The sequence below is a fragment of the Chryseobacterium sp. CH21 genome (assembly GCF_004119445.1).
Classification (GTDB): domain Bacteria; phylum Bacteroidota; class Bacteroidia; order Flavobacteriales; family Weeksellaceae; genus Chryseobacterium.
On sequence record NZ_QICI01000050.1, the window covers coordinates 143486 to 164767 of the forward strand.

Sequence of the window (21282 nt, forward strand, 5' to 3'; positions counted from 1 at the left end):
ATACGCGAAGGCGCTAAGAAGTTTATACTTTGTGAATATTTTAAGGCGCAAGGAAATCGAAGATTTCCGGCAAATGTAATACTTAATCAATTAATATTCTTAGTTCTCAAAGTCAACAGTGTTCAATTTTATCGGAGATAAAATCCTTGCGCCTTATATTATATAGAAAGGAATAATCTTGCGCCCTTGCGTTTTCCAACAGATTCATATAAACCATAATCATAAAAAACAAAAAAGCAAGACTTCATACAAGTCTTGCTTTTATTTAATAGTTTAAGATTCTATTTCAAAAAGTCTTTATCTCGGTATGTAGGATTAGGATATTTATAAAACCCTTCACCTGTCAAGACTCCCAGTTTTCCTTTATCAATATACTCTTCTTTTAATTTTTGAACAGCTTTAATCTTCAATGGATTTTCTGTTTCTTCAGCTTCCATTTTATTAATATTATAAGCTGTTGTAATTCCTACAACATCCAAAATACCGAATGGTCCTGCTGGTGCTCCGGTGGCTACCATCCATGTTTTGTCAATGGTTTCAATATCCGATACTTCATCAATCCAAAGGTTAACTGCAGCGCCAAGCAATGGAACTAATAATGAATTGACAATATATCCCGGCTGTTCTTTGTTAATGGGTAATGCCACCATTCCAATATCTTTTGCAAATTGGATTACTGAATCAAATACTTCCTGCGAAGTTCCTGGATGGCGCATTACCTCTCCGGTATTATGTTTCCAGATTTCATTAGCAAAATGGAGGGCTACAAATTTCTCCGGTCTTCCTGTATCTTCAGCAAACTGGCTGGGTAGAAGGGTAGAAGAGTTTGTTGCAAATACTGTTTTTTCCGGAGCTACCTGAGCCAGCTTATGGTAGAATTCTATTTTAATGGCTGGATCTTCAGGAACTGCTTCTATCAGAAGATCTGCATCCTTTACTGCTTCGGCAAGATCTGATGAATAGCTGATATTTTTAAATGTGGCATCAAGTTGTGTCTGTGTTGCATTCAAATCCTTTTGGTAAGCTTCACTTAAAGTGGTGAATTTACCTTTGGCTTTTTCCAATACTTCATCATTAATATCATATACGGTTACGTTGAAACCGTGATAGGCAGTCTGGAAGGCGATCTGATATCCTAATACACCACTTCCTGCTATCGTTATATTTTTAAAATCCATGAGATTTATTTTTAATTAAAAATGTTTTTAAAGTAGATGATACTTTGTCTTTGACGCAAAGGCTTAGAATAATAATGATTTATTAAAGGAAGCAAAGAAGAGAATCAACAAGTTGATTTGATGAAGCGTATTGCTTGGTGGAGCAGATTTATCTGCCTTTGCTCACTTAAAATAGTGATAAACTTTTATAAACCCTTGCGTTAAGAATAAAGAATATGCTGCTTTAAAACTATTTTTTGTTTTAATCTTTTACTCCTTTTACCCATTCCTGAAATCTGGTTAAGAAAGATTCATGTTCTTCTTTTTCTTCAGGGCGGTTGACCAGAATATGTTCAAAATAAGTTCCTTTTAGTATTTTTCTTAAGATTCCTTCTCCTAAGAAAGGTTTATAATCATTAAGAGCCTGAGTCGCTTTTAATAAATGTCTGATATCATACTGTAACGGATTGATATCCGGAACCTGTTTGTTAAGATTCAACAGATTGTAAACCGCTATTCTTGCCGTTCTCACAGAACTTTCCATGGTGAATACAACATCATTATTAGTTTCTACAAACTGTCCTACAAGACCTAAATTGGTACATCCTTCAGGAACCACTCTTGGACGGTCTCCCGTTGCTCTTGGCATAAACATAGAAGTGATGTAAGGCATGAAAGCTGTGCGTACAATTGTATTTTCTATAACGTTATCCAGTTGATCAGTCATTCCTAGATGGTAACATAATTCGGCAAGAATTTCATTTCCGGTACACTGAGGCATCGGTTTTTTAATGTAATTACCTTCTTTATCCATCAATAAGGCGTATACCCATACTACAAGGATGTCATCCGGTTGTGTAGGGAAGTGTGGCTGTCTGTTGCAGGTAAAGCTCATCACCCAATTAGAGTCTGTAATGGTAATAATACCTCCGGTAGCTGTTCTTCCTGAGTAAGGATCATTCACACACAATTCTTTCAGTTTCTCTGTGAAAGCGGAAGGACGACAAGTTAATGTAGCAGATTCCCATGAAGATTTTTCAATATGGCTACAGAATTTTTCCGGTTTCCCGAACACTTCAGATTTTGCGGCAAGATTTTTCCAAAGTTTCCATCCTGCGCTTTGTCCGGCACTGCTGTTGTCAATCGTAACTTCAGGAACGGTATTATTGTCTCCGTAGAATGTACTTTCTGTCATAGATCCGGTAGTTACGATAACATAGTCATCTTTACCGATTGGTATTCTTACTTCTTCTCCGTTCTGTTCCGTGATGATTCCTTCTACTGTTTTTCCTTCGGTATTGATATGGATGTCAAGATCTTTTACCAAAGTATTAAACTGGATTTGTACCCCTTTTTCTACCAGAAAGTTTTTCAATGGAGTTACATAGGTATCATACTGGTTGTATTTTGGGAAAACAAGACATGAGAAGTCTTTCATTCCATCAATAGCATGGAGGAATCTGTGCATATACAGTTTCAGTTCCAGTAAGCTGTGCCAGTTCTCGAAGGCAAACATAGAACGCCAGAAGAACCAGAAATTACTGTCGAGGAAAGATTGAGAAAAATAATCTTCAATCGTTAAATCGTCAAGCTCTTCTTTTTTCTTTAACAGCAATTTTACAATCGCCAGCTGATCTTTTTTCTCAAGTCCGAATTTACTGAAATCCTTGATCTGTCCCTGATTATGTATTAGTCTTGCTTTAGAGTAATTCGGGTCATTATCATTAACGAGTCGGTATTCATCCAATACACTGTATGGGGCAGGCAATTCTAAGGCAGGAATATCCTGGAACATATCCCATAAATTCTCATAGGTCATATCCATTTCCCTTCCTCCACGGATGATGTAACCGTCTTTAGCATTACCGGCGCCATCCAGAGATCCGCCTTCAACATTCAATTGGTCAAGGAAAATAATGTTTTTGCCGGGAACATGGCCGTCACGGATGAAATAATAAGCGGCAGACATCCCTGCAATTCCGCTTCCTACAATATAGATTTTACTGTTTTCGTAAGATTGTAAAGGAATTCCTTTATTACGCTGATAGTTTCCGATCTGATCGGAGAAAGGCATTGTTTTTTCAGGAGTGTTAATCTGAACTTCTTTACTTGAATCCGGTTCGTGATTTACTTTCCCGAACTCGTCAGAGGCATTTAAAACTTTGTCGAATTTTGAATTGATCGTACTCATTTTGTATTGTTTTTAATTAACAGTATAAAGGTACCTTTATTCACAAAGCGATATATATCCCCAAGTTCAGAATTATTATCCCCAAATTCTTAAGACTGAATATTTTCTTTAATTCTGTACTCTGAAGGAGAAAGTGTAGTATGTTTTTTGAAAAATCGGCCAAATGCCGATGCGGAATTAAACTGAAGTTCAAAAGCAATTTCAGAAATGATGAGATCAGGATTTCCAAGCATAACATAAGCTTCCTTCAATAAGGCTTCATCAATAACTTCATGAGGTGTTTTTCCGCTTGCTTTTTTAATAATTTCGATGAGATATTTATTGGAAACATGAAGCTGATCTGCATAAAACTGAACCGTTCGCTCCCGGGTAATATTTTCTCTGATCAGTTTACTGAATTTCAGATAAAGATCTTTTTTACCCTCTTCTTTTTCAGGATTTGTCGAATTTTGCTGTTCCATAATCTCTGCAGTTTCCAGTAGAATATGAAAAATAATGGTGCGGATAATTTCGTCTGTAAACTTCCTCTGCTTCTTTGATTTTTTATCAAGATCATCCAGAAGATTTTGCAGTAACAAAGAATTCTTTGCTGAGGTTTTTACAATGCTGTATGAACCTTTGGAAAAAAGATTCATTTTCTCGATGATAAACGGATTGGAAATATTTTTAATCAGAAAGTTCTTGTCGAAGAACAACAGCTTCATTGTAAAATCATGACTGGTTTTTACAAACTTTACAATAGTAGAAGGAGCAGCCATCAAAAAACTGTGAGCATTTACCTTGTATTTCTGTCGGTCTATCTCAATATTTATTTCTCCTGAGGTACAAATGCACAGGGCATAGTAATCCATTCTAAAGGGAGCTTTAGGAAATTCGAAAATGGGTTTTCCGGAAGAAATGTAGTAGGATTGCCGGCAGTCAATACTGTAAAAAGATAATGTATCATGTAAATTTTCGTAGGTTACCATTCTTACGTATTGGTTAAATTTTTATTGTGTTTTCAAGTTTTTTCAGCTTAAAAACATAGTTATTACTGCAATTTACGATTTTTATAAAAGTCTTTAGACTTTAAATAGCAAAAAGATCCATTTTTTCCAAAATAGAGCCAATGGGTCAGTTTTCTTGATGTTATTTATAAAAAACAGGTTTAAATAGGGGCTTTTGGGTTATTTTTATCTAATTTTGCACTTTCAAATTTCCCCAAAATATTATTGTGAGATTAATTAACGTATATACGAGTTCTTTCAAAGGACTCTCGCAGGAGAGTTGGATGCTGGCGTTGGTAATGCTCATCAACAGGGCCGGTTCTATGGTACTTCCGTTTCTGGGAGTTTATATGACGAATCATTTACATTTCAGTATTGAAATTCCGGAATTGTACTGAGTTTTTTTGGAATAGGTTCGGTTCTTGGATCATGGCTGGGAGGGATGATCACTGATAAAATAGGAGAGTACAGGGTACAGAGTCTGAGTTTATTTCTCAGTGTTCCTTTATTCTGTATGATTCCCCTTTTCACAACAGAAACTGGTTTGGCGGGAATTATTTTAGCCCAAAGTATTGTAAGTGAAACTTTCCGTCCGGCCAACTCAGTGGCAATCACTAAATATGCAAAGCCAGAAAATATTACCAGAGCTTTTTCGTTGAATCGTATGGCTGTCAATCTGGGATTTTCTATCGGGCCGGCCTTGGGAGGTATTCTTTCTGCTATTTCTTATGAGTTTCTCTTTTTCAGCAATGCATTGGCTGCTTTGCTGGCTGGGTTGATGTATATCTGGTTCTTTAAAGATCGTGCACGAGTAGCAAAAGAGAAAGCTAAAACGGTAAAAGAAGTCATTGTAGTTAAAAAAGAAAGTTCCCCGTATCGTGACGGTAAGTTTTTGATTTATTGTGCGTTCTGTATGTTTTTTGCCATATGTTTCTTCCAATTGTTCAGTACGTTGACCATATTTTATAAGGATACCGCACATTTGAGTCAGCAAAACATTGGATATATCTTGGGATACAGCGGTTTTCTGATTGTATTGCTGGAAATGGGACTGGTACAGGTAGCTGAGAAGTATTTTACTTTAGCTTTTACAATGCTGTTCGGAACTTTCCTCTGTGGAGTTTCCTATGCAATGCTGGCTTTTGATTACAGCATCATTACCCTTGTACTGTCTATGACCTTACTTTGTGTAGGAGAAATATGGACACTTCCCTTTATGTCAACCATCACAGCATTACGTTCCGGAGAAAATAATAAAGGTGCTTATATGGGATTGAATGGAATTTCTTTTTCTATAGCATTCATCGTTACCCCTTATATAGGGACGTTGATTGCAGAAAAGTTAGGCTTCAGTATATTGTGGATTGGAACAGGAGTATTGGCAGTGGCTATCGCTGTAGGTTTTTACTTTATCATTCCATGGATGCTTAAAGATAAAAATAAAGTGGAAGAAGATGTGATATAAGAGATATCATGCTTTTGACTTATCAATTTAAAAAAGCTTCGGGCAATTTCGTAGAAATTGCCCGAAGCTTTTTAATATAGATGAATGTTTATTATTAAGCTTTGGAAAGAACTGTATTGATAATCATATTCGCATGAATTCTCGAGTTTTCAATGAACCAAAGATGCGTATCTTTTCCTCCACATACCACTCCTGCCAGATAGAGATTGGAAATATTGGTTTCCATGGTTTCAGGATTATAAAATGGTTTTAGACAGTCTCCATTAAGCTCAATTCCTGAATTTTTAAGGAAATCAAAATCCGGAAGATAGCCTGTCATGGCCAATACAAAATCATTGTCAATTTCATGAATTTCTCCTTTTTCATCCTTGAAAATGACTGTGTTTTCTTTGATTTCGATCATTTCTGCATTAAAATGGACTTTAATACTTCCTTCTGCAATTCTGTTTTCAATATCCGGTTTTACCCAATATTTTACACTTTTGGAAATCTCAGAGTGGCGGACAATCATCGTTACTTCAGCTCCTTTTCTATAAGTTTCCAGTGCTGCATCTACCGAAGAGTTGCTTGAACCAACTACCACTATTTTCTGCCTTGCATATGGATAAGGTTCGGTGTAGTAATGCTTGACCTTCGGAAGATTTTCCCCTGGAATATTCATAAGATTAGGAATATCATAAAATCCGGTAGCAATTACTACATTCTTAGCAAAATAGATTGATTTGGTCGTTTTGATCTCAAATATTTCAGCATTTTTTGAAACATTCAACACCTTTTCATAGAGGTGGATGTTGATCTTTTTCTGTCTGGCAATTCCCTGATAGTATTCCAAAGCTTCCTGTCTTCCCGGTTTGGGAGCAGCAGAAATAAATGGAATTTCGTCTATTTCCAGCTTCTCAGCCGTAGAGAAAAAACGCATGTATAAAGGATAATTGTACAGTGAGTTGACAATGGTTCCTTTTTCTATAATTAAATGACTGAGATTGTTTTTTTGAGCTTCAATAGCACAATTTAGACCGATGGGGCCAGCTCTGATAATGAGAATGTCCAAAATTTCCATAGAACAAAGGTACAACTGAAATTATAAACTATGAATTATCAATCATCAATTATCAATTCTCCATTATAACGGTTGGCATCAGTTTTGGTACTCTTTTTATCCACCAAAAATCTTATCATATGAAAAAGAGATTTATTCCCCTATTAGCTATGAGTACAGTATTAGTTCTCAGTGTTGCTACAGCCTGTAAAAAAGAGGCTGGCAAACCTGTTCCCAATCAAATTGATTCCATTGCACAAAATAAAGTAGACAGTGCTGGAACCGTTCAAAATAACGTTAATAAAGAAGCTGTTTTAAAACAGGCCAATGATGAGGTTTTAAAAGCTTTAAAGGATAAAGATTATACCACATTTGCCTCTTTGATTCACCCTGAAAAAGGAGTGCGTTTTTCAATGTATGCTTATGTGGATGTAAAAGAAGATAAGCATTTTTCTAAAGCAGATTTTGAAAAATATCTGCCTACCAAAACATTATTTACCTGGGGAGCACACGATGGTTCCGGAGATCCTTATAAAGCGACGATCAATGATTATCTTAGTAAATGGGTATTTTCTAAAGATTTTACCACCGCACAATATTCATTGAATAAGTTCATAGGTGGTGGTAATTCACTGAATAATTTAAAGGAAATTTATCCTAAAGACGACTTCACCGAAAACTATATTAAAGGAACCGAAAAATACGGAAATATGGATTGGAAAACAGTTCGTTTTGTTTTTGAAGAATTTCAGGGTAAATATTACCTGGTTGCTGTTTTGAATGACCAGTGGACGATATAGAAGTTAGAAGTTAGAAGTTAGAAGTTAGAAGCGGATAGACGGAATAACTTCCAGCTCCCGGCCTCTAACTTCCATTCCTTTTTTATTTCAAAACTTCAGTCAATTGACGGGTAAGGTTTTTTCTTGAAAACTGTTCAATATTTTGAGTGTTTTTGAGAAGACTGCCGTTTTTCCAAAGCTCAAATTTTTCAAGAATAAACTTTTTTACAGTTTCTGTATCCTGATAATTAAAGTGTTTTCCTGCCTGTGTTTCTTCCAAAATTTTTGCTACATCTGCTTGTTCAGGTCCAAAGGAAAGAATCTGTTTTCCTGAAGCCAGATACTCAAATATTTTTCCGGGGATGATTCCCTTTGATGATTCATTCGGGAAATTGGTGATAAGAAGCATATCAGAATGCTGCATTTCTTCCACTGCTTTGCCATGGGCCAGATATCCAAGATTCAAAATATGATTTTTTAAACTCGAATTTTCTATTGTATGAAGGATTTTATCATCTATTCTTCCTACGAATTTCAATCTAAAATTTTCTGCAAATTCAATATTTTCCTTAATCAATTCATCAAGAGCTTTCCATAGATTTTCCGGATTTCTGAGCTGTTCCAAAACTCCGATGTAACTAAGTGTGAATTTATTTTCAGCCTTTTTCCCTTTCGCTTTTTCGTCCGAATCACTTTCATCAAACCCATTCGTAATGCAAACGGCATTAGCTCCTGCTTTTCTAAAGTTTTCAGCATCAGTATAACTTGTTGCCAGCGTGATGTCTGCATTCTTAAATACAGCACTTTCAAGCTGACGGTGTTTTTTATCTGAGCTTTTGGTTAATTTCAGATGTTTGTAATAGGAAATCTCTGTCCATGGATCACGAAAATCAGCAATCCATTTCAGATCCGGCATTTTACTTTTAAGTCCCAAACCAATCAGATGAAGTGAGTGGGGTGGACCGGAAGTAACAATGGTATCTATTTTATTTTCTTTCAGGTATTTTTCCAGAAATGTAACGGAAGGTTTTACCCAAAAAACTCTGGCATCAGGAATGAAAAAATTACCTCTTACCCAAATTGAAAGTTTAGATTTCCAGCTTTGATTTTTTCCTACATCAAATTGTCCGGCCTTAAATTTCTTATTGCTTTTATTCAGTTTTTCAGCCAGTTGATAAGGTTCCCAGATTTTGGTTCTTACCATCTCAATGTTTTCCGGAACATCTTTCATCAGCGTTTCATCCAGCAATGGATAACTTGGATTTTCCGGAGTGTAAATAATGGGTTTCCAGCCGAAGTCTGGCAGATATTTTGCAAACTTGAGCCATCTTTGAACACCAGGACCTCCCGCAGGAGGCCAGTAATAGGTGATAATCAATATTTTCTTTTGTTCCATTTTCTTAGCTTAAATGGTCTTTGTCATTCTGAACGAAGCGGAGCGCAGTGAAGAATCTTACTCTATCTCTTCATTAAGCTTTTTGTTCAGCTGCAATCTCTTTTTTCTTGTTCTTATTCATCCAGAAAATTCCAAAGGCAGATAATAGTATAAATAATCCGAATGAAAGAAGAGAAACCCATTTCCCTTTTTCAATCACTTCCGGTTCGAAAACCATTCTGATATGGTGATTTCCCGCCGGAACATGTACTGCACGAAGTAAATAATCTGCTTTGATGTATGGAACTTCTTTTTCATCTACCAGCACTTTCCATCCGTGAGGATAATACACTTCAGAGAATACTGCTAATTGAGGAGTTTTCGACTGAGATTTAAATTCAAGTTCGTTTGGCTGATATTTCGTCAGATTGATAAATGCGGTAGAATCTGCCTGAATAGGTTTGTCTGAAAAATAGGCTTTATCAGATGAAGCAATAACTGCTGTCTTTTTGTTGTCGATAGTTCCGATAGATTTAATTTCCTGATTAGGACTATCTACGAACTTCAGGTCACTTACAAACCATGCATTACCATTGGCTTTTGGGTTAGGAACAACCTGTGGCTGATCAGGACCTCCGAAAACCAGATATTTAGCATTTAATAAGTTTAATACATTAGGGGTTTTTACGCTGTCGATACTATTGATGTATTCATTCAGAACATCATCATATCTTCTTAATTTTACAGCGTGATAACCACCAATTGAAGCTTTAAAATAAGAGGTATTGGTTTCACTTGTTACTCCCAAAGTCTGGTTGTAAATTCTGTAGTGAGTTTTATCTTTTTCAGCGATAGTCTCCAATGTTTTATTGATGTTCACATTGGCTAAAATAGATTCCAGATTTGGATTTTCCTGAACTTTTTCAGCCAAAAGATCTGAACTTTCTGTCTGGAAAGGATTTTCTGCAAAGATTTTATCTACATAGTTTTCATCGTTTAAATAGCGCTTGTTTACAGTCCAAAGATCAAATAAACTCACGACTCCGATTACTACCAATGCAATATTCTGATTAAGCTTTTTCTTTAAAGTTAAGAATAATGCTGCAGCTGTAATGGCTACATAGATAAATGCTTTTATAGCATCTATTCTGAATAATTTATATCTTTCATCTACAAGATAATCGAGTAGGAAAGGAGGAAAATAAGTCTTTTCGCCTTCTGTTGAAAACCCTAATAATGATTTTCCAAAGATTAAAAGAATCAATAACAATCCTAAAGTTCCACCCCCTACATAAAGAAGAATTTTCTGTTTGTATTCCTCAGTCAATTTTTCGTCTGTAAAGAATCTGTATAATCCCAGAATAGCAATCAGAGGGAATAATAGCTCTACAACCACTAAAATAGAAGATGGTGCTCTGAATTTATTATAGAACGGTACATAATCAATAAAGAAGTCCGATAAAGGCATAAAGTTGCTTCCCCAAGCCAGTAAAATTGTCAGGATGGAGGCTCCTAAAATCCAGTAACGGTATTTTTTTGATGCAAAGAAAAATCCTAATAGAGCAAGGAAACAAACAATAGCTCCCTGATAAGCAGGTCCTGAAGTTCCCGGCTGATCTCCCCAATACGTCATTCCGCCGAAACCTTTGGAGATTCTGTCCATTTCTGCCTGTGAACCTACATTTTCCTGAACCAGTTCCTGAACTTTGTTCATCATCTCTTTCCCTTCCGGTTCCTGGCTTCCTCCACCCATTAATCTTGGGATGAAAAGGTTTAAGGTTTCAAGCTGTCCATAGCTCCACATCAGCATACTTTCTTTATCCATTCCGGATTTCCCTGAAATATGACTGTCGTTATCTAAAATCTGTTTTCCACGTACGGTTTCTTTTACATATTCAGAATTGGCCATGATTCTTTGTGAATTCATTCCAACTCCAATAATACATGATGCGGCGATAATTCCTGATGAGATCAGGAAGTGCTTCATTGGTGTCTTTTTCTGAATGGCTCTGATGAGCTCAGACAAGAATAAGAATCCTAGTGCAAGGAAAAGATAATAGGTCATCTGTGGGTGATTGGCTGCAATCTGTAACCCCATAAAGAGGGTTGTGACGATGAATCCCCAGATGTATTGTTTTCTGATATAAACGAGTAAAATTCCAGCTAATAGCGGGGCAAAATATTCAATGGTGTTTACTTTACCATTATGTCCGGCCGCAATAATAATGTAAAAATAGGTCGAAAGCCCGAAGAAAGTGGCTCCTAAGAGTGCATACTTCCAGTTTCTGACCACTACCATTCCCAAAAGGAAAAATCCTGCGAAAAGCAGAAAAAGATAATTGACCGGCCTTGGCAGGAAATTCAGATTGCTGTCGATTTTTTTGATGATGTCACCTTTGAACTGGCTTCCCATCTGATAAGTCGGCATTCCCCCAAACATAGAGTCGCTCCAATAGGTTTCATTTCCTGTATTCGCTCTATAGTCGAGCAGTTCTTTTGCTCCTCCTCTGTACTGCACAATATCGTGCTGGAAAAGCTGTTTTCCTGTAAATACAGGAGTAGAATATAAAAATGCTAAAACTATAAATACTACTAATGAAGCTGCAATATAAATTAAGTTTTTATTTTTTGCCATGCTGGTTATTATCTTTTATTTCTTGGAATTTTACCTTTTGTCCTTACTCTCTTTCACCTCTTCAAAGTCTACAGTTTCTGCATCCCAATTGAGGTTCTGTTTGTTATTCTTATTCGAGTTGTGTATGTCCTGCTGTCCGTTGTTTTGATTGTGGTTATTAAAACGGTAACTATAAAACGTCTTAAAGAAAATTCTTTTCAGAATGTTCCAGACAAAGAAAATAATAATGGCAGTGAGTACTAACTCAAGAATGTACTTCATAATTTTAAAATTTAAAGTTCAGGGCTTAAAGTTTAAACCCTGAATACATTTAATTCAGTTATTTAGCAGATGGGTTTACCATTACAGAAGAATTAGAAACGCTTTTCATGGACTGAGATTGTTTTCCATCAGAAATAGTTTCTATCTGTGTCGTTTTTACGGTAATATTCTGGTTGGTAATCCATCCTGTGCTTTCGTCAAACTTAATGGTTCCGTTCTGAACCAGTTCACTGCTCAGACTGTGGGTGATTGGTCCCTGAGCTTTCTTTTCGGTTTTCTTAGGAATACCTCCGGTTACTGCAATTTCTGCAGCTCCGTTTCCTAAGCTTTTCATTACATAATTGGATGTTACTTTTACGTTTCCGCTTGGATCAGCATTTTCAGAAGTTGACCATTTCTCACCAATTTTCACTCCTTTTTTAGGAATAATCATCAGGTTTTTATGGAACTGATCTTTTAATACTTTTTCATTGAACGATTGTTTAAGGCTTGCTACTACGCTTTCTTTTTGATTGGCATCTTTGATAAGAGTACCTACAGCCGTTGCTACTTTAGTATAAACAGCATCAAAACCTGTGATGGAAATTACATTACCTTTTGTATCCATTTTCATGGCTAGTTTATTTCCGGTAAGCGCTTTGTTTACATTCCAGATCATTTTAAGATCATCTTCTTTAGGAATAGGTAATTTTGTATCTACCACAACTGTTTTTCCTTGTGCAGACTGAGAGTTTCTTTTCGCAACAAGATTAAGGGTCATTTCGTATACGTTCCCTTTAATGTCATTCACGACAAAGTTCATTTCATCTGTAGACTCGCTGGTTGCAGTCATAGATTTCCCCTGAGGATCTGTCATTGTTTTTACATCTCTCTGATACGTAGTAAGAGGGTAAGCCTTTCCTTTTTCAAGCTTGAAAGTTTGTGTAATAACACCTGCAGAATCTTTTATTGCAGGGTTTTCTGCCACTTTCGCTACAGAATCAGCAGGAACTTCTACCGTTACTGTTTTTCCGGTTTTAGGATCTACTTTCGTTATTTTTGCTGTTTCTTTTTTACAAGATACAAGAGCTATTGATGATATAAGCGCAAGCGCTGCAATGTTCTTCATTTGATTTTTTAACTTTATTTTTTACTACTATTTCTTAATATATTATCGGCAATATCCTGTAATATCCCCTGAGATTCACCATCCGATTCATTAGACAACACTACCACTCCCATATTTTTTGAAGGATAGATCTGAAGGATGCTTGAAAAACCAAATGTACCTCCAGTATGATAAATGGTTTGCGTTCCGTCTTCATAAGTATGTATTCTCCAGTACAGCCCAATTCTATCCTCTTCACTCTTCACAAGAGGAGTATGTGAAGCTTTTACATACTTGTCGCTGTCATTCAAATGGTATTGCATGTATTTCACCAGATCTCCTGTAGTGGATTGAATTCCCCCTGCCGGAGCAAAAATGGTTGTGAAATTTCTGGGCATTACCTTCCCTTTTTCGTTATAGCAAGTCAATAGCTGTGTAGAATTCGTACCAACAATGGTGTGAGTCATTTTCAGAGGTTTTGTAATGTGCTCTGAAAGCAGTTCTCCATAGCTTTTATGATATACATTTTCCAGAATATCTCCCACAATCTGTGTTCCTACATTGGAATACTTATATTGCGTTCCCGGTACAAAATCTATTTTAGCATGATGTAGATCTTCATAAAACTTCTTTTTTGAATAGTTTTTATAAAAATCTGCCAGTGCCATAGCAACAGAGTCCATCGGTTTTTTGAAGGTTTCCGACTGATCCGGTAAAAACTGTGGCAATCCTGATGAATGATTGGTAAGATTAGCAATCGTTATCGGATGCTTTTCAAATTCAAGGTTAGGATAATTTTCTTTTAAATATTTCCGGATATCATCATCCATTTTAATTTTACCATCTACTGAAGCATGTGCCAGAAGGGTTCCGGTAAATGTTTTGGTGATAGATGCAATTTCATATAGACTTTGTGAAGTCGGAAGTTCAGATTTTCCGATTTCTGTGGTTCCATAATTATAAAAATAACTTTTACCATCTCTAATAATACCTATTGAAATTCCTACGCGGGCAGGATTTTGCATATAAGCAAGTGCTTCTTTCTGAACCATCTTATCAAGTTCTGTCACAAGACGGTTATCTGTGGCTGTATTTTTTGTCTGTGCATTCAAAACGAATGGAGCAAAAAATAATGGTAAAAGTGTTTTTATATTCATGATTTAAGGATTGGGTATTACGGTCATTTTCTGTCTTACCGCTTCATACAAAATCGCTCCACATGCTACTGAAACATTCAGAGATTGAGTTTTTCCTTCAATAGGAAGTTTTATTTTTTCGTCAGCATGATGCAGAACTTCTTTAGAAATACCTGTTTCTTCATTTCCCATCACAATAGCACATGGTTCTGTGAAGTTCACATCATAGATTAATTTCTGAGCTTTTTCGCTGGCAGCATATACCGAAATTCCGCTTTGCTGAAGAAAATCTACAGTGTGTGCCAAATTGTTTTCTTTGCATATTTTGATATTATAAATACCTCCTGCAGAAGTTTTTATAGCATCAGAGTTGATAGGTGCTGCCCCTTTTTCAGGAATGATAACGGCATCAATTCCTACACATTCTGCTGTTCTGCAGATTGCTCCGAAGTTTCTTACATCTGTAAGTCTGTCCAGAATCAAAAGAAAAGGAGTTTTCCCCTGTTCAAATAATTGCGGAACAATATCCTCCACCTTATGAAACGGTACATCCGAGATAAAAGCAACCACACCCTGGTGGTTTTTTCTTGTAAAACGGTTTAATTTTTCAACCGGAACATAATTGGGACGGATTTTATTTTTAGCTAAAATTGCCTTTAATTCAGCATAAATAGGACCCTGAAGTGCATTCTGCACAAAGATCTTGTCAATAGTTTTTCCTGCTTCAATGGCTTCAATCACGGGACGCAGCCCGAAAATAAAATCGTCTTTTTTATCTGTCATCTTATTATTTTAAATAGTGAGTTGTAAAATGTGAATTTTCTTCGTAAGTCGATCTGGCCGATGCGTATTCACATTTGACCATTGACTTGCACAGCAAAATTCACTATCTCCCTTTTTCCCCTAAAATTGCCCTTTTCTGAGCCATCACATATCCATAGTGAAGACTTTCATGCATATTGTTGAAGATAATGGCATCCTGAATACTTTTCAGATCCATCCCAAAACTTGTAGTATATGGAGTGTAGTCTGAGAAGAAATCACTGTCATAATCCTTCATTAAAATCTTCGAAGTTTCCGTTAGTAAAAATTCCAGATCTTCTACTTCAGATTTCTGAACATTTAAGTTGGGTAAAGTCCCTTTTTTATAGGTTTCAATCCAGTATTTATCAATACGGAAAGGGTTTCCACTCAGGTAATAATGCAGAAGCTGCTGTGTAGCAACAGTATGTGCAATATTCCAGTAGATATTGTTGTTGAAACCGTCCGGAATCAGAATCAGATCTTCATGAGAGGTATTCTGAAGGACGTCTAAAAGATTCTTTCTTACCTGTCTGTGCGCTTGAAAATGATAATTCATTTTGCAAAATTTTTAATCACCAAAAATAGTTTAATAAACTGGAAATGACAATTTTTTTGGGTAGAGGATTAAAGTTAAAATTTTTTAACTATTCGGAAAAAGATTAAACTAAGGTTGTTTTTTTGACGGATTTTTGTTGGTATCAGAGTGTTTTTACGTTTATTTTTATAGTTTGATAAATATAAAAACCCTTCTGAGGAAATTTCACAGAGGGTTTTGTTATTTTATTTCAGGCTCTGTAAGCCGGTTATTTTTTTATGATTTTATGTTTAAAGGAGGTTCCGTCTTTTAAAACAATGCTTAGAAAATAAACTCCTGTGCTGTATTGGGAAAGATCTATTCTGCTCTCATTATAAGTTTCAGAAAGTTTTCTGCCTTCTATATTGAATAGACTTATTGACTTGATTTCTACTTTAGATTGTAAATTCACAAAGTCAGAAGTGGGGTTGGGATATATATTTACATCCACTGTTTTAATATCTTTTACATTCAATGTTGCATTGCTTTTTCCCTGCATATAAACTGATAGCATAACATCACCCTGCTGTTGATTGAAGACTGCTGTTGGAATTGTGTGTTTCAAAGTATGGTTACCCGCAGTTAAGCTTGGTAATGTAAATTCTCTGATAGGTACAGAATTTCCAGGACACCAGTTGTTCCATGAAGTCCAGTCTGCAAAACTTTTAGGAGAAGCCCCGTAAATTCCGTTTCCTTGAGTATTGTATACACGGTAGGGTTCACACGAAATACCTCCGGGTGTATAGGTGAGAACCTGTACATCATCTATATAGGTATAGTTTTGTCTTCTGATGTATTCTTCACCACCGCTATTAGCGCCATGAGGAGTAGAAATTACAAAAAAACGGGCATTAGTAACAGAGTTCGGAAGATTAAAAGTAACAATTCTAACCGTTTCTCCGGTGACATCGGTGCTGTTGTAATTATTGAGTCTGTTATAACTTAATATAGGCACAAGGCTATTGCTGTCGGTAGGAGTAGCACCTGTATCTGTTGAAAAAAAAGTAAGTGTTCCTGAAAAAACATCAATTCTGCCAGAGCAGCCTGAAACCTGGGTTTGAGCAGCATAAGGAACACCAAAAACATCCAATTCCATATACAGATCATACGCGTTTCGTAAGGCAATATCATGAAATATGTTGTATAAATTACTCACGTCATAAGTATAAGGAACTTCTGAAGGTGTTCTGTTTTTATTCATGAAAGGAGTGATATATCTGCCAACTTCAATTCTTTTAACATTAGGATCATTGATGGTATAAGTAGATTGATTTTTAGGAACCATAGCTAAAAAAACTTCACCAAGACGGTCATAATTATCACACAATGCACCTATTGTGACACGCATAGCGATTTTAGCTTTGAAAGAATCTAATTCTGTATCAGTAAGTTTTCTTGTATATCTGGCATTATTCAGCCTGATCAAACCAGTGGGTACAGGATTAGATACAGTAGCTGCATAGCCATCATAATAGACGGCATCTGAAATTAAATTTGTCATCGTCGTTTGGGATGAAACCAGATGGGTAATGAAAATACTGAAAAAGAATAGTCTTTTATACATGTTATTGATGTTTAGTGTAAATATATGAAATGTGTATCAAAATTAATTTTATTTTCTTTTGTTTTTGAACTTTGTGTATTTTTATTGTTAAATGCTTATTGTTTTTGAATTTAAGGTATGTTTTTCTGGAATATTTGCTTGTTTTTATCGGATTAAATGATGAAATATTTTTTTATTTGTTATAATCAAGGTTTTTATTGTTAAATTAGCATGGTATTCCAGATCAATGTTATTAATAATGAAAAGAATTTTACTTTTAGCTTTGTTTTTTATTGTTACAGGAGTGAGCGCTCAGATCAATCTCAACATTGGGAGCTCAAATGTTGGTGTAGCTCCTGTAAGCAGTTTTTTTTCCTATTCCTATGTACAGCAGATATATCCTAAACAGGAATTAAATGCCAATGCAGATGGTAATATTACAGGGCTCACATTTTATATAGATCCCTCCTCAACAATTATTGAATCTTCAAACTGGACGGTGTATCTTGGGCATACATCAAAAACCTCTTTTTCTTCCGGTACAGACTGGATTCCTGCTGCACAGCTAACGCAGGTGTTCACAGGAGCTGTAACTAAAAATAATAATAAGGTTGACGTTGTTTTTACTACTCCGTTTAGTTATAATAATGTTGATAATCTGGTGGTTGCTGCAAAAGAAAACTCTCCGAATATCGATATTAATAATTTTGATGAAGCTTTTCATGTTTATCCTCATGTTCCTTATTCAACGCTGTATTATAAAGGAGACCGCGGAGTGGTAGATATTGCGTCTCCTCCCGGAGGAATAAGAGCGGATTACAAATCATCTGTAACAATTTCAGGACTTACTCCTAGTGCCAGCCCAGCCTGTCCTTTCGTTGTTTATCCTGTAAATAATGCTCAGAATATTTCTTTAACTCCCAATTTCAGCTGGCTTCCCGTTTCTGGTGCTACTTCCTATAAAATTTCACTGGGAACAAGTTCCGGAAGTACTGATATTATTAATCAGCAAACAGTATCAGGAAATAGTTTTTCGCCTGCCAATGCACTTGTTGCGGGAACGACTTATTATTTAAAAGTAACTTCAGTTTCAGGAAGTCTTCAGTCTTCAGGATGTTCAGAATTTATTTTTAAAACAGTTCCTCCTATACCTGTAAATGATGCATGTACGGGAGCATTGCCGGCATCAATATTTCCTTACACTTATACTCAGAATGATGCTGTATCTACAACTAACAATACTGGAAATATAAGTGTTTGTACAAGTAATGGAGATACTGGAATGAATGATGGTACATGGTTTAAGCTTACAGGTGATGGCGCTCAGTATACCATTAAGGTGACCATGCCTTCCGGTAGTAGTTTTGATCCGCAGATAGGTGTCTATAGCGGAAGCTGCAGTAACCTGTCATGTACAGGAACTGTAGACGACGGTGGAGGAGGTACTGCTGAAACACTTACAATTACATCAGTATCAGGAACAGATTATTTTATAAATGTTGGAGCCTATGATGATGCTACAGATGCACCTGAAAATATCTTTACTATTACAATAACCAAACTTTAAAACATTCAGAATTAAGGTTTTGATTAAAAAATAAAATGATAAATTTAAAATGTTACAAAAGAGATTTTGTGACATTTTTTATGAGTAATATCAAAAAACAGAAAGATGATTTGATGAGAATAATTTAAATTTTTGAATTTGTTTATACATAAGAAATTCAGCCTTATAGCTTTAAATATCTCGCTAATCCCGGATTTTTAACAAACTTTAACTCAAAAATAGCATTTATTGTGTTGATTAATGCAAGTATTTATCAGAAATTTACCACTTATTTTAAATCAAGCTATGTCAGAGATATATCAAGCTGAAGATATCCGCCAATTGACGGAAAAAGTAAAGGAAAAAAACTACTTATTTTCTCTTCTGAGACAGGAAATCAACAAAGTTATTATTGGACAGGAATACATGATAGACCGACTTTTGGTAGGACTTCTTGGGAATGGTCACGTTCTTTTGGAAGGAGTACCGGGGCTGGCCAAAACTCTTGCGATAAAGACATTGGCTGAAGCTGTTCATGGTGAGTTTTCAAGGATCCAGTTTACACCGGATTTACTTCCTGCGGATGTAGTGGGAACCATGATTTTTAATATCAAAGACAATGATTTTTCCATAAAAAAAGGACCTGTATTTGCCAACTTTGTATTGGCGGATGAGATCAACCGTGCACCGGCAAAAGTACAGTCAGCTCTCTTGGAGGTGATGCAGGAAAAACAGGTGACAATTGGTGATGAAACCATGAAGCTTCCAAAACCGTTTTTGGTATTGGCAACGCAGAACCCGATTGATCAGGAAGGGACTTACTTGCTGCCTGAGGCACAAAGTGACCGTTTCATGCTGAAGTGTACTATTGATTATCCGGCTTTTGAAGATGAAAGACAGGTCATGAGAATGGTTTCAACATCCCATCAGCCAACAGTGAAACCTGTGATTGCCCTTCAGGATATTGTTGATGCAAAAGAATTGATTAACCAGATTTATCTGGACGAGAAAATTGAAAAATATATTCTGGATATGGTTTTCGCAACACGTTATCCAGAAAATTATGGTCTTTCTGAACTTAAAAACTACATCAGTTTCGGAGCCTCTCCAAGAGCTTCCATTAACCTTGCTATCGCGTCAAGAGCTTATGCATTCCTGAAAGGAAGAGCGTTTGTAATTCCTGAAGATGTAAAAGCACTTGCAAAAGATGTATTAAGACACAGAATGGGCCTAACTTTCGAGGCTGAAGCGGAAGAAGTGACAACAGAAGAGATTATTAACAGAATTTTAGCAAAAATCCAGGCACCGTAATGAGTGAGGTTATAATAAGAAAAGCAGTTCGTGAGGACTGTACTCCCATGTTGAATTTAATCAGAGAACTGGCAGAATATGAAAAAGCACTGCATGAAGTAACAGTAACGCTGGATGATTTTATAAAGGACGGCTTCGGAACTTCTCCTGTATGGGGTGCTTTTGTGGCAGAATATGAAGGAGAGATCGTTGGAATATCATTGTATTATGACAGATATTCAACATGGAAGGGAAGAAGGTTATACCTTGAAGATCTTGTCGTGACGGAAAAACTCAGAGGAAAACAAATAGGAAAGAAATTATTTGATGCTACGCTGGAATATGGTAAAACCAATGATTACAGCGGAATGGTCTTCCAGGTATTAAATTGGAATGAACCAGCAATTAATTTTTATAAAAAATACAATACAAAGTTTGATAACGAGTGGTCGAATGTTTCCATTGAGTTTAAAGATTAACTCTGAACCCGACCCAATATTAAACTTTGAATTTTAAACCTTGAATTTTGAATTCGTCTATGCAGATAAAAGATATTGTAAAAAAAGTAAAGCAGATTGAAATCCGTACCAGAAAAAAAACGGAGGCTGCTTTGATGGGGCAATATCACAGTGCTTTTAAAGGGCAGGGGATGACTTTCTCGGAAGTGCGTCCGTATCAGTTTGGAGATGAAATAAGAAGAATCGACTGGAATAAAACCGCACGTTTTCGTGAGCCGTTCGTAAAAGTAATGGAAGAAGAAAGGGAGCTGACGATGATGATTCTTGTTGATATTTCTGCTTCCATGGATTATGGTACAAAAGTTCAGCTGAAAAGAGAATATGTAGCCGAAATTGCAGCTAGTTTAGGATTTTCAGCAGCCGGAAATAATGATAAAGTAGGACTGATTCTTTTTGCTGATAAAGTGTATAAAGTAATTCCTCCTCAGAAAGGAAGAAAACATATTCTTTCCATCATCAGTAATATTCTGACTGCAGATTATGTTCCGGCAGAATCTAAAATAGACAAAGCAATGGAATATATGATGGGAATTTTTAAAAGGAAATCTCTGGTATTTCTGTTTTCGGATTTTGAAGATGAATATGATTCTAAAATGTTGAGAGTAGCTTCAAAGAAACATCAGCTGCTGGGAATGAGGATTTATGATGAAAAAGACAATGAAATTCCTGATGTAGGATATGCCCGCCTGTATGACGTGGAAACCGGAAAAGAAATATGGGCCAATACTTCCAGCGCAAGATGGCGGTATACTTTTGCAGAAGCACAAAAACAAAAATTGAGAGCCCTGGAAGAAGATTTTGCCAATAGTTCCGCCAGTTTTATGAATATCAATACCGGCTCAGATTATTCAAAATTATTGTATAATTACTTTCAGAAAAAATAACATCGGGTTCAG

At 36.1% G+C, this 21282-nt stretch carries 17 protein-coding genes and 1 pseudogene; 6 read left to right on the top strand and 12 right to left on the bottom strand.

The features are described from left to right. Positions 1 to 281 precede the first annotated feature (281 nt). From BOQ62_RS10555 to BOQ62_RS10565, 3 genes are all read right to left on the bottom strand, one after another. Positions 282 to 1178 carry a 3-hydroxyacyl-CoA dehydrogenase gene (locus BOQ62_RS10555; RefSeq protein WP_129039305.1) on the bottom strand — a complete coding sequence of 299 codons (897 nt, stop codon included), beginning with the start codon at positions 1176 to 1178 and terminating at the stop codon, positions 282 to 284. A gap of 241 nt (positions 1179 to 1419) precedes the next feature. Next, positions 1420 to 3348, bottom strand: a complete 1929-nt coding sequence (locus tag BOQ62_RS10560; RefSeq protein ID WP_129039307.1) for an oleate hydratase — start codon at positions 3346 to 3348, stop codon at positions 1420 to 1422. An 89-nt stretch (positions 3349 to 3437) separates the two neighbouring features. Beyond that, the gene (locus BOQ62_RS10565; protein WP_129039309.1) at positions 3438 to 4316 is read right to left on the bottom strand and encodes a helix-turn-helix domain-containing protein; all 879 of its coding nucleotides are present in this window, start codon (positions 4314 to 4316) and stop codon (positions 3438 to 3440) included. 302 nt (positions 4317 to 4618) lie between these two features. On the opposite strand from BOQ62_RS10565, the pseudogene BOQ62_RS10570 reads away from it, so the two are divergent. Further along, positions 4619 to 5799, top strand: a pseudogene (locus tag BOQ62_RS10570) (MFS transporter). 94 nt (positions 5800 to 5893) lie between these two features. On the opposite strand, the gene BOQ62_RS10575 reads toward BOQ62_RS10570, so the two are convergent. After that, on the bottom strand, positions 5894 to 6859 hold the full coding sequence (locus BOQ62_RS10575; RefSeq protein WP_129039311.1) for a YpdA family putative bacillithiol disulfide reductase: 966 nt from the start codon (positions 6857 to 6859) through the stop codon (positions 5894 to 5896). Between the two features lie 119 nt (positions 6860 to 6978). Between BOQ62_RS10575 and BOQ62_RS10580 the strand changes: the two genes are divergently transcribed. After that, complete coding sequence (locus tag BOQ62_RS10580) at positions 6979 to 7638, top strand: hypothetical protein (RefSeq protein ID WP_129039313.1); 660 nt, start codon at positions 6979 to 6981, stop codon at positions 7636 to 7638. Positions 7639 to 7720: 82 nt separating this feature from the next. Here the strand turns inward: BOQ62_RS10580 and BOQ62_RS10585 are convergent, their stop codons facing one another. The 8 genes from BOQ62_RS10585 to BOQ62_RS10620 form a co-directional block, all read right to left on the bottom strand. Beyond that, on the bottom strand, positions 7721 to 9013 hold the full coding sequence (locus BOQ62_RS10585) for a glycosyltransferase family 4 protein (RefSeq protein WP_129039315.1): 1293 nt from the start codon (positions 9011 to 9013) through the stop codon (positions 7721 to 7723). A gap of 73 nt (positions 9014 to 9086) precedes the next feature. Next, entirely contained in the window at positions 9087 to 11627 is a 2541-nt protein-coding gene (locus BOQ62_RS10590; RefSeq protein WP_129039317.1) for a YfhO family protein, read from the bottom strand. Positions 11628 to 11657: 30 nt separating this feature from the next. Further along, entirely contained in the window at positions 11658 to 11888 is a 231-nt protein-coding gene (locus BOQ62_RS10595) for a hypothetical protein (protein ID WP_129039319.1), read from the bottom strand. Positions 11889 to 11946: 58 nt separating this feature from the next. Then, a complete protein-coding gene (locus BOQ62_RS10600; protein WP_129039321.1) occupies positions 11947 to 12996 on the bottom strand; it encodes a DUF6263 family protein in 1050 nt (349 codons plus the stop codon). 14 nt (positions 12997 to 13010) lie between these two features. Next, complete coding sequence (locus tag BOQ62_RS10605; RefSeq protein ID WP_129039323.1) at positions 13011 to 14132, bottom strand: serine hydrolase domain-containing protein; 1122 nt, start codon at positions 14130 to 14132, stop codon at positions 13011 to 13013. A gap of 3 nt (positions 14133 to 14135) precedes the next feature. Beyond that, complete coding sequence (gene rlmB, locus BOQ62_RS10610) at positions 14136 to 14894, bottom strand: 23S rRNA (guanosine(2251)-2'-O)-methyltransferase RlmB (protein WP_105703252.1); 759 nt, start codon at positions 14892 to 14894, stop codon at positions 14136 to 14138. Positions 14895 to 14997: 103 nt separating this feature from the next. Further along, complete coding sequence (locus BOQ62_RS10615; RefSeq protein WP_047387497.1) at positions 14998 to 15471, bottom strand: DinB family protein; 474 nt, start codon at positions 15469 to 15471, stop codon at positions 14998 to 15000. Between the two features lie 247 nt (positions 15472 to 15718). Continuing rightward, a complete protein-coding gene (locus BOQ62_RS10620; RefSeq protein ID WP_129039325.1) occupies positions 15719 to 17053 on the bottom strand; it encodes a peptide-N-glycosidase F-related protein in 1335 nt (444 codons plus the stop codon). A gap of 238 nt (positions 17054 to 17291) precedes the next feature. Here BOQ62_RS10620 and BOQ62_RS10625 point away from each other — a divergent pair, with 238 nt between their 5' ends. The 4 genes from BOQ62_RS10625 to BOQ62_RS10640 all read left to right on the top strand — a co-directional run bounded on the left by BOQ62_RS10625 (position 17292) and on the right by BOQ62_RS10640 (position 21270). Continuing rightward, the gene (locus BOQ62_RS10625; protein ID WP_129039327.1) at positions 17292 to 18599 is read left to right on the top strand and encodes a hypothetical protein; all 1308 of its coding nucleotides are present in this window, start codon (positions 17292 to 17294) and stop codon (positions 18597 to 18599) included. A 285-nt stretch (positions 18600 to 18884) separates the two neighbouring features. Beyond that, entirely contained in the window at positions 18885 to 19889 is a 1005-nt protein-coding gene (locus tag BOQ62_RS10630) for an AAA family ATPase (RefSeq protein ID WP_129039329.1), read from the top strand. Further along, entirely contained in the window at positions 19889 to 20347 is a 459-nt protein-coding gene (locus BOQ62_RS10635) for a GNAT family N-acetyltransferase (protein WP_129039331.1), read from the top strand. The genes BOQ62_RS10630 and BOQ62_RS10635 overlap by 1 nt, the downstream gene beginning before the upstream one ends. 59 nt (positions 20348 to 20406) lie before the next feature. Further along, on the top strand, positions 20407 to 21270 hold the full coding sequence (locus tag BOQ62_RS10640) for a DUF58 domain-containing protein (protein WP_129039333.1): 864 nt from the start codon (positions 20407 to 20409) through the stop codon (positions 21268 to 21270). The last annotated feature ends 12 nt before the right edge of the window (positions 21271 to 21282 follow it).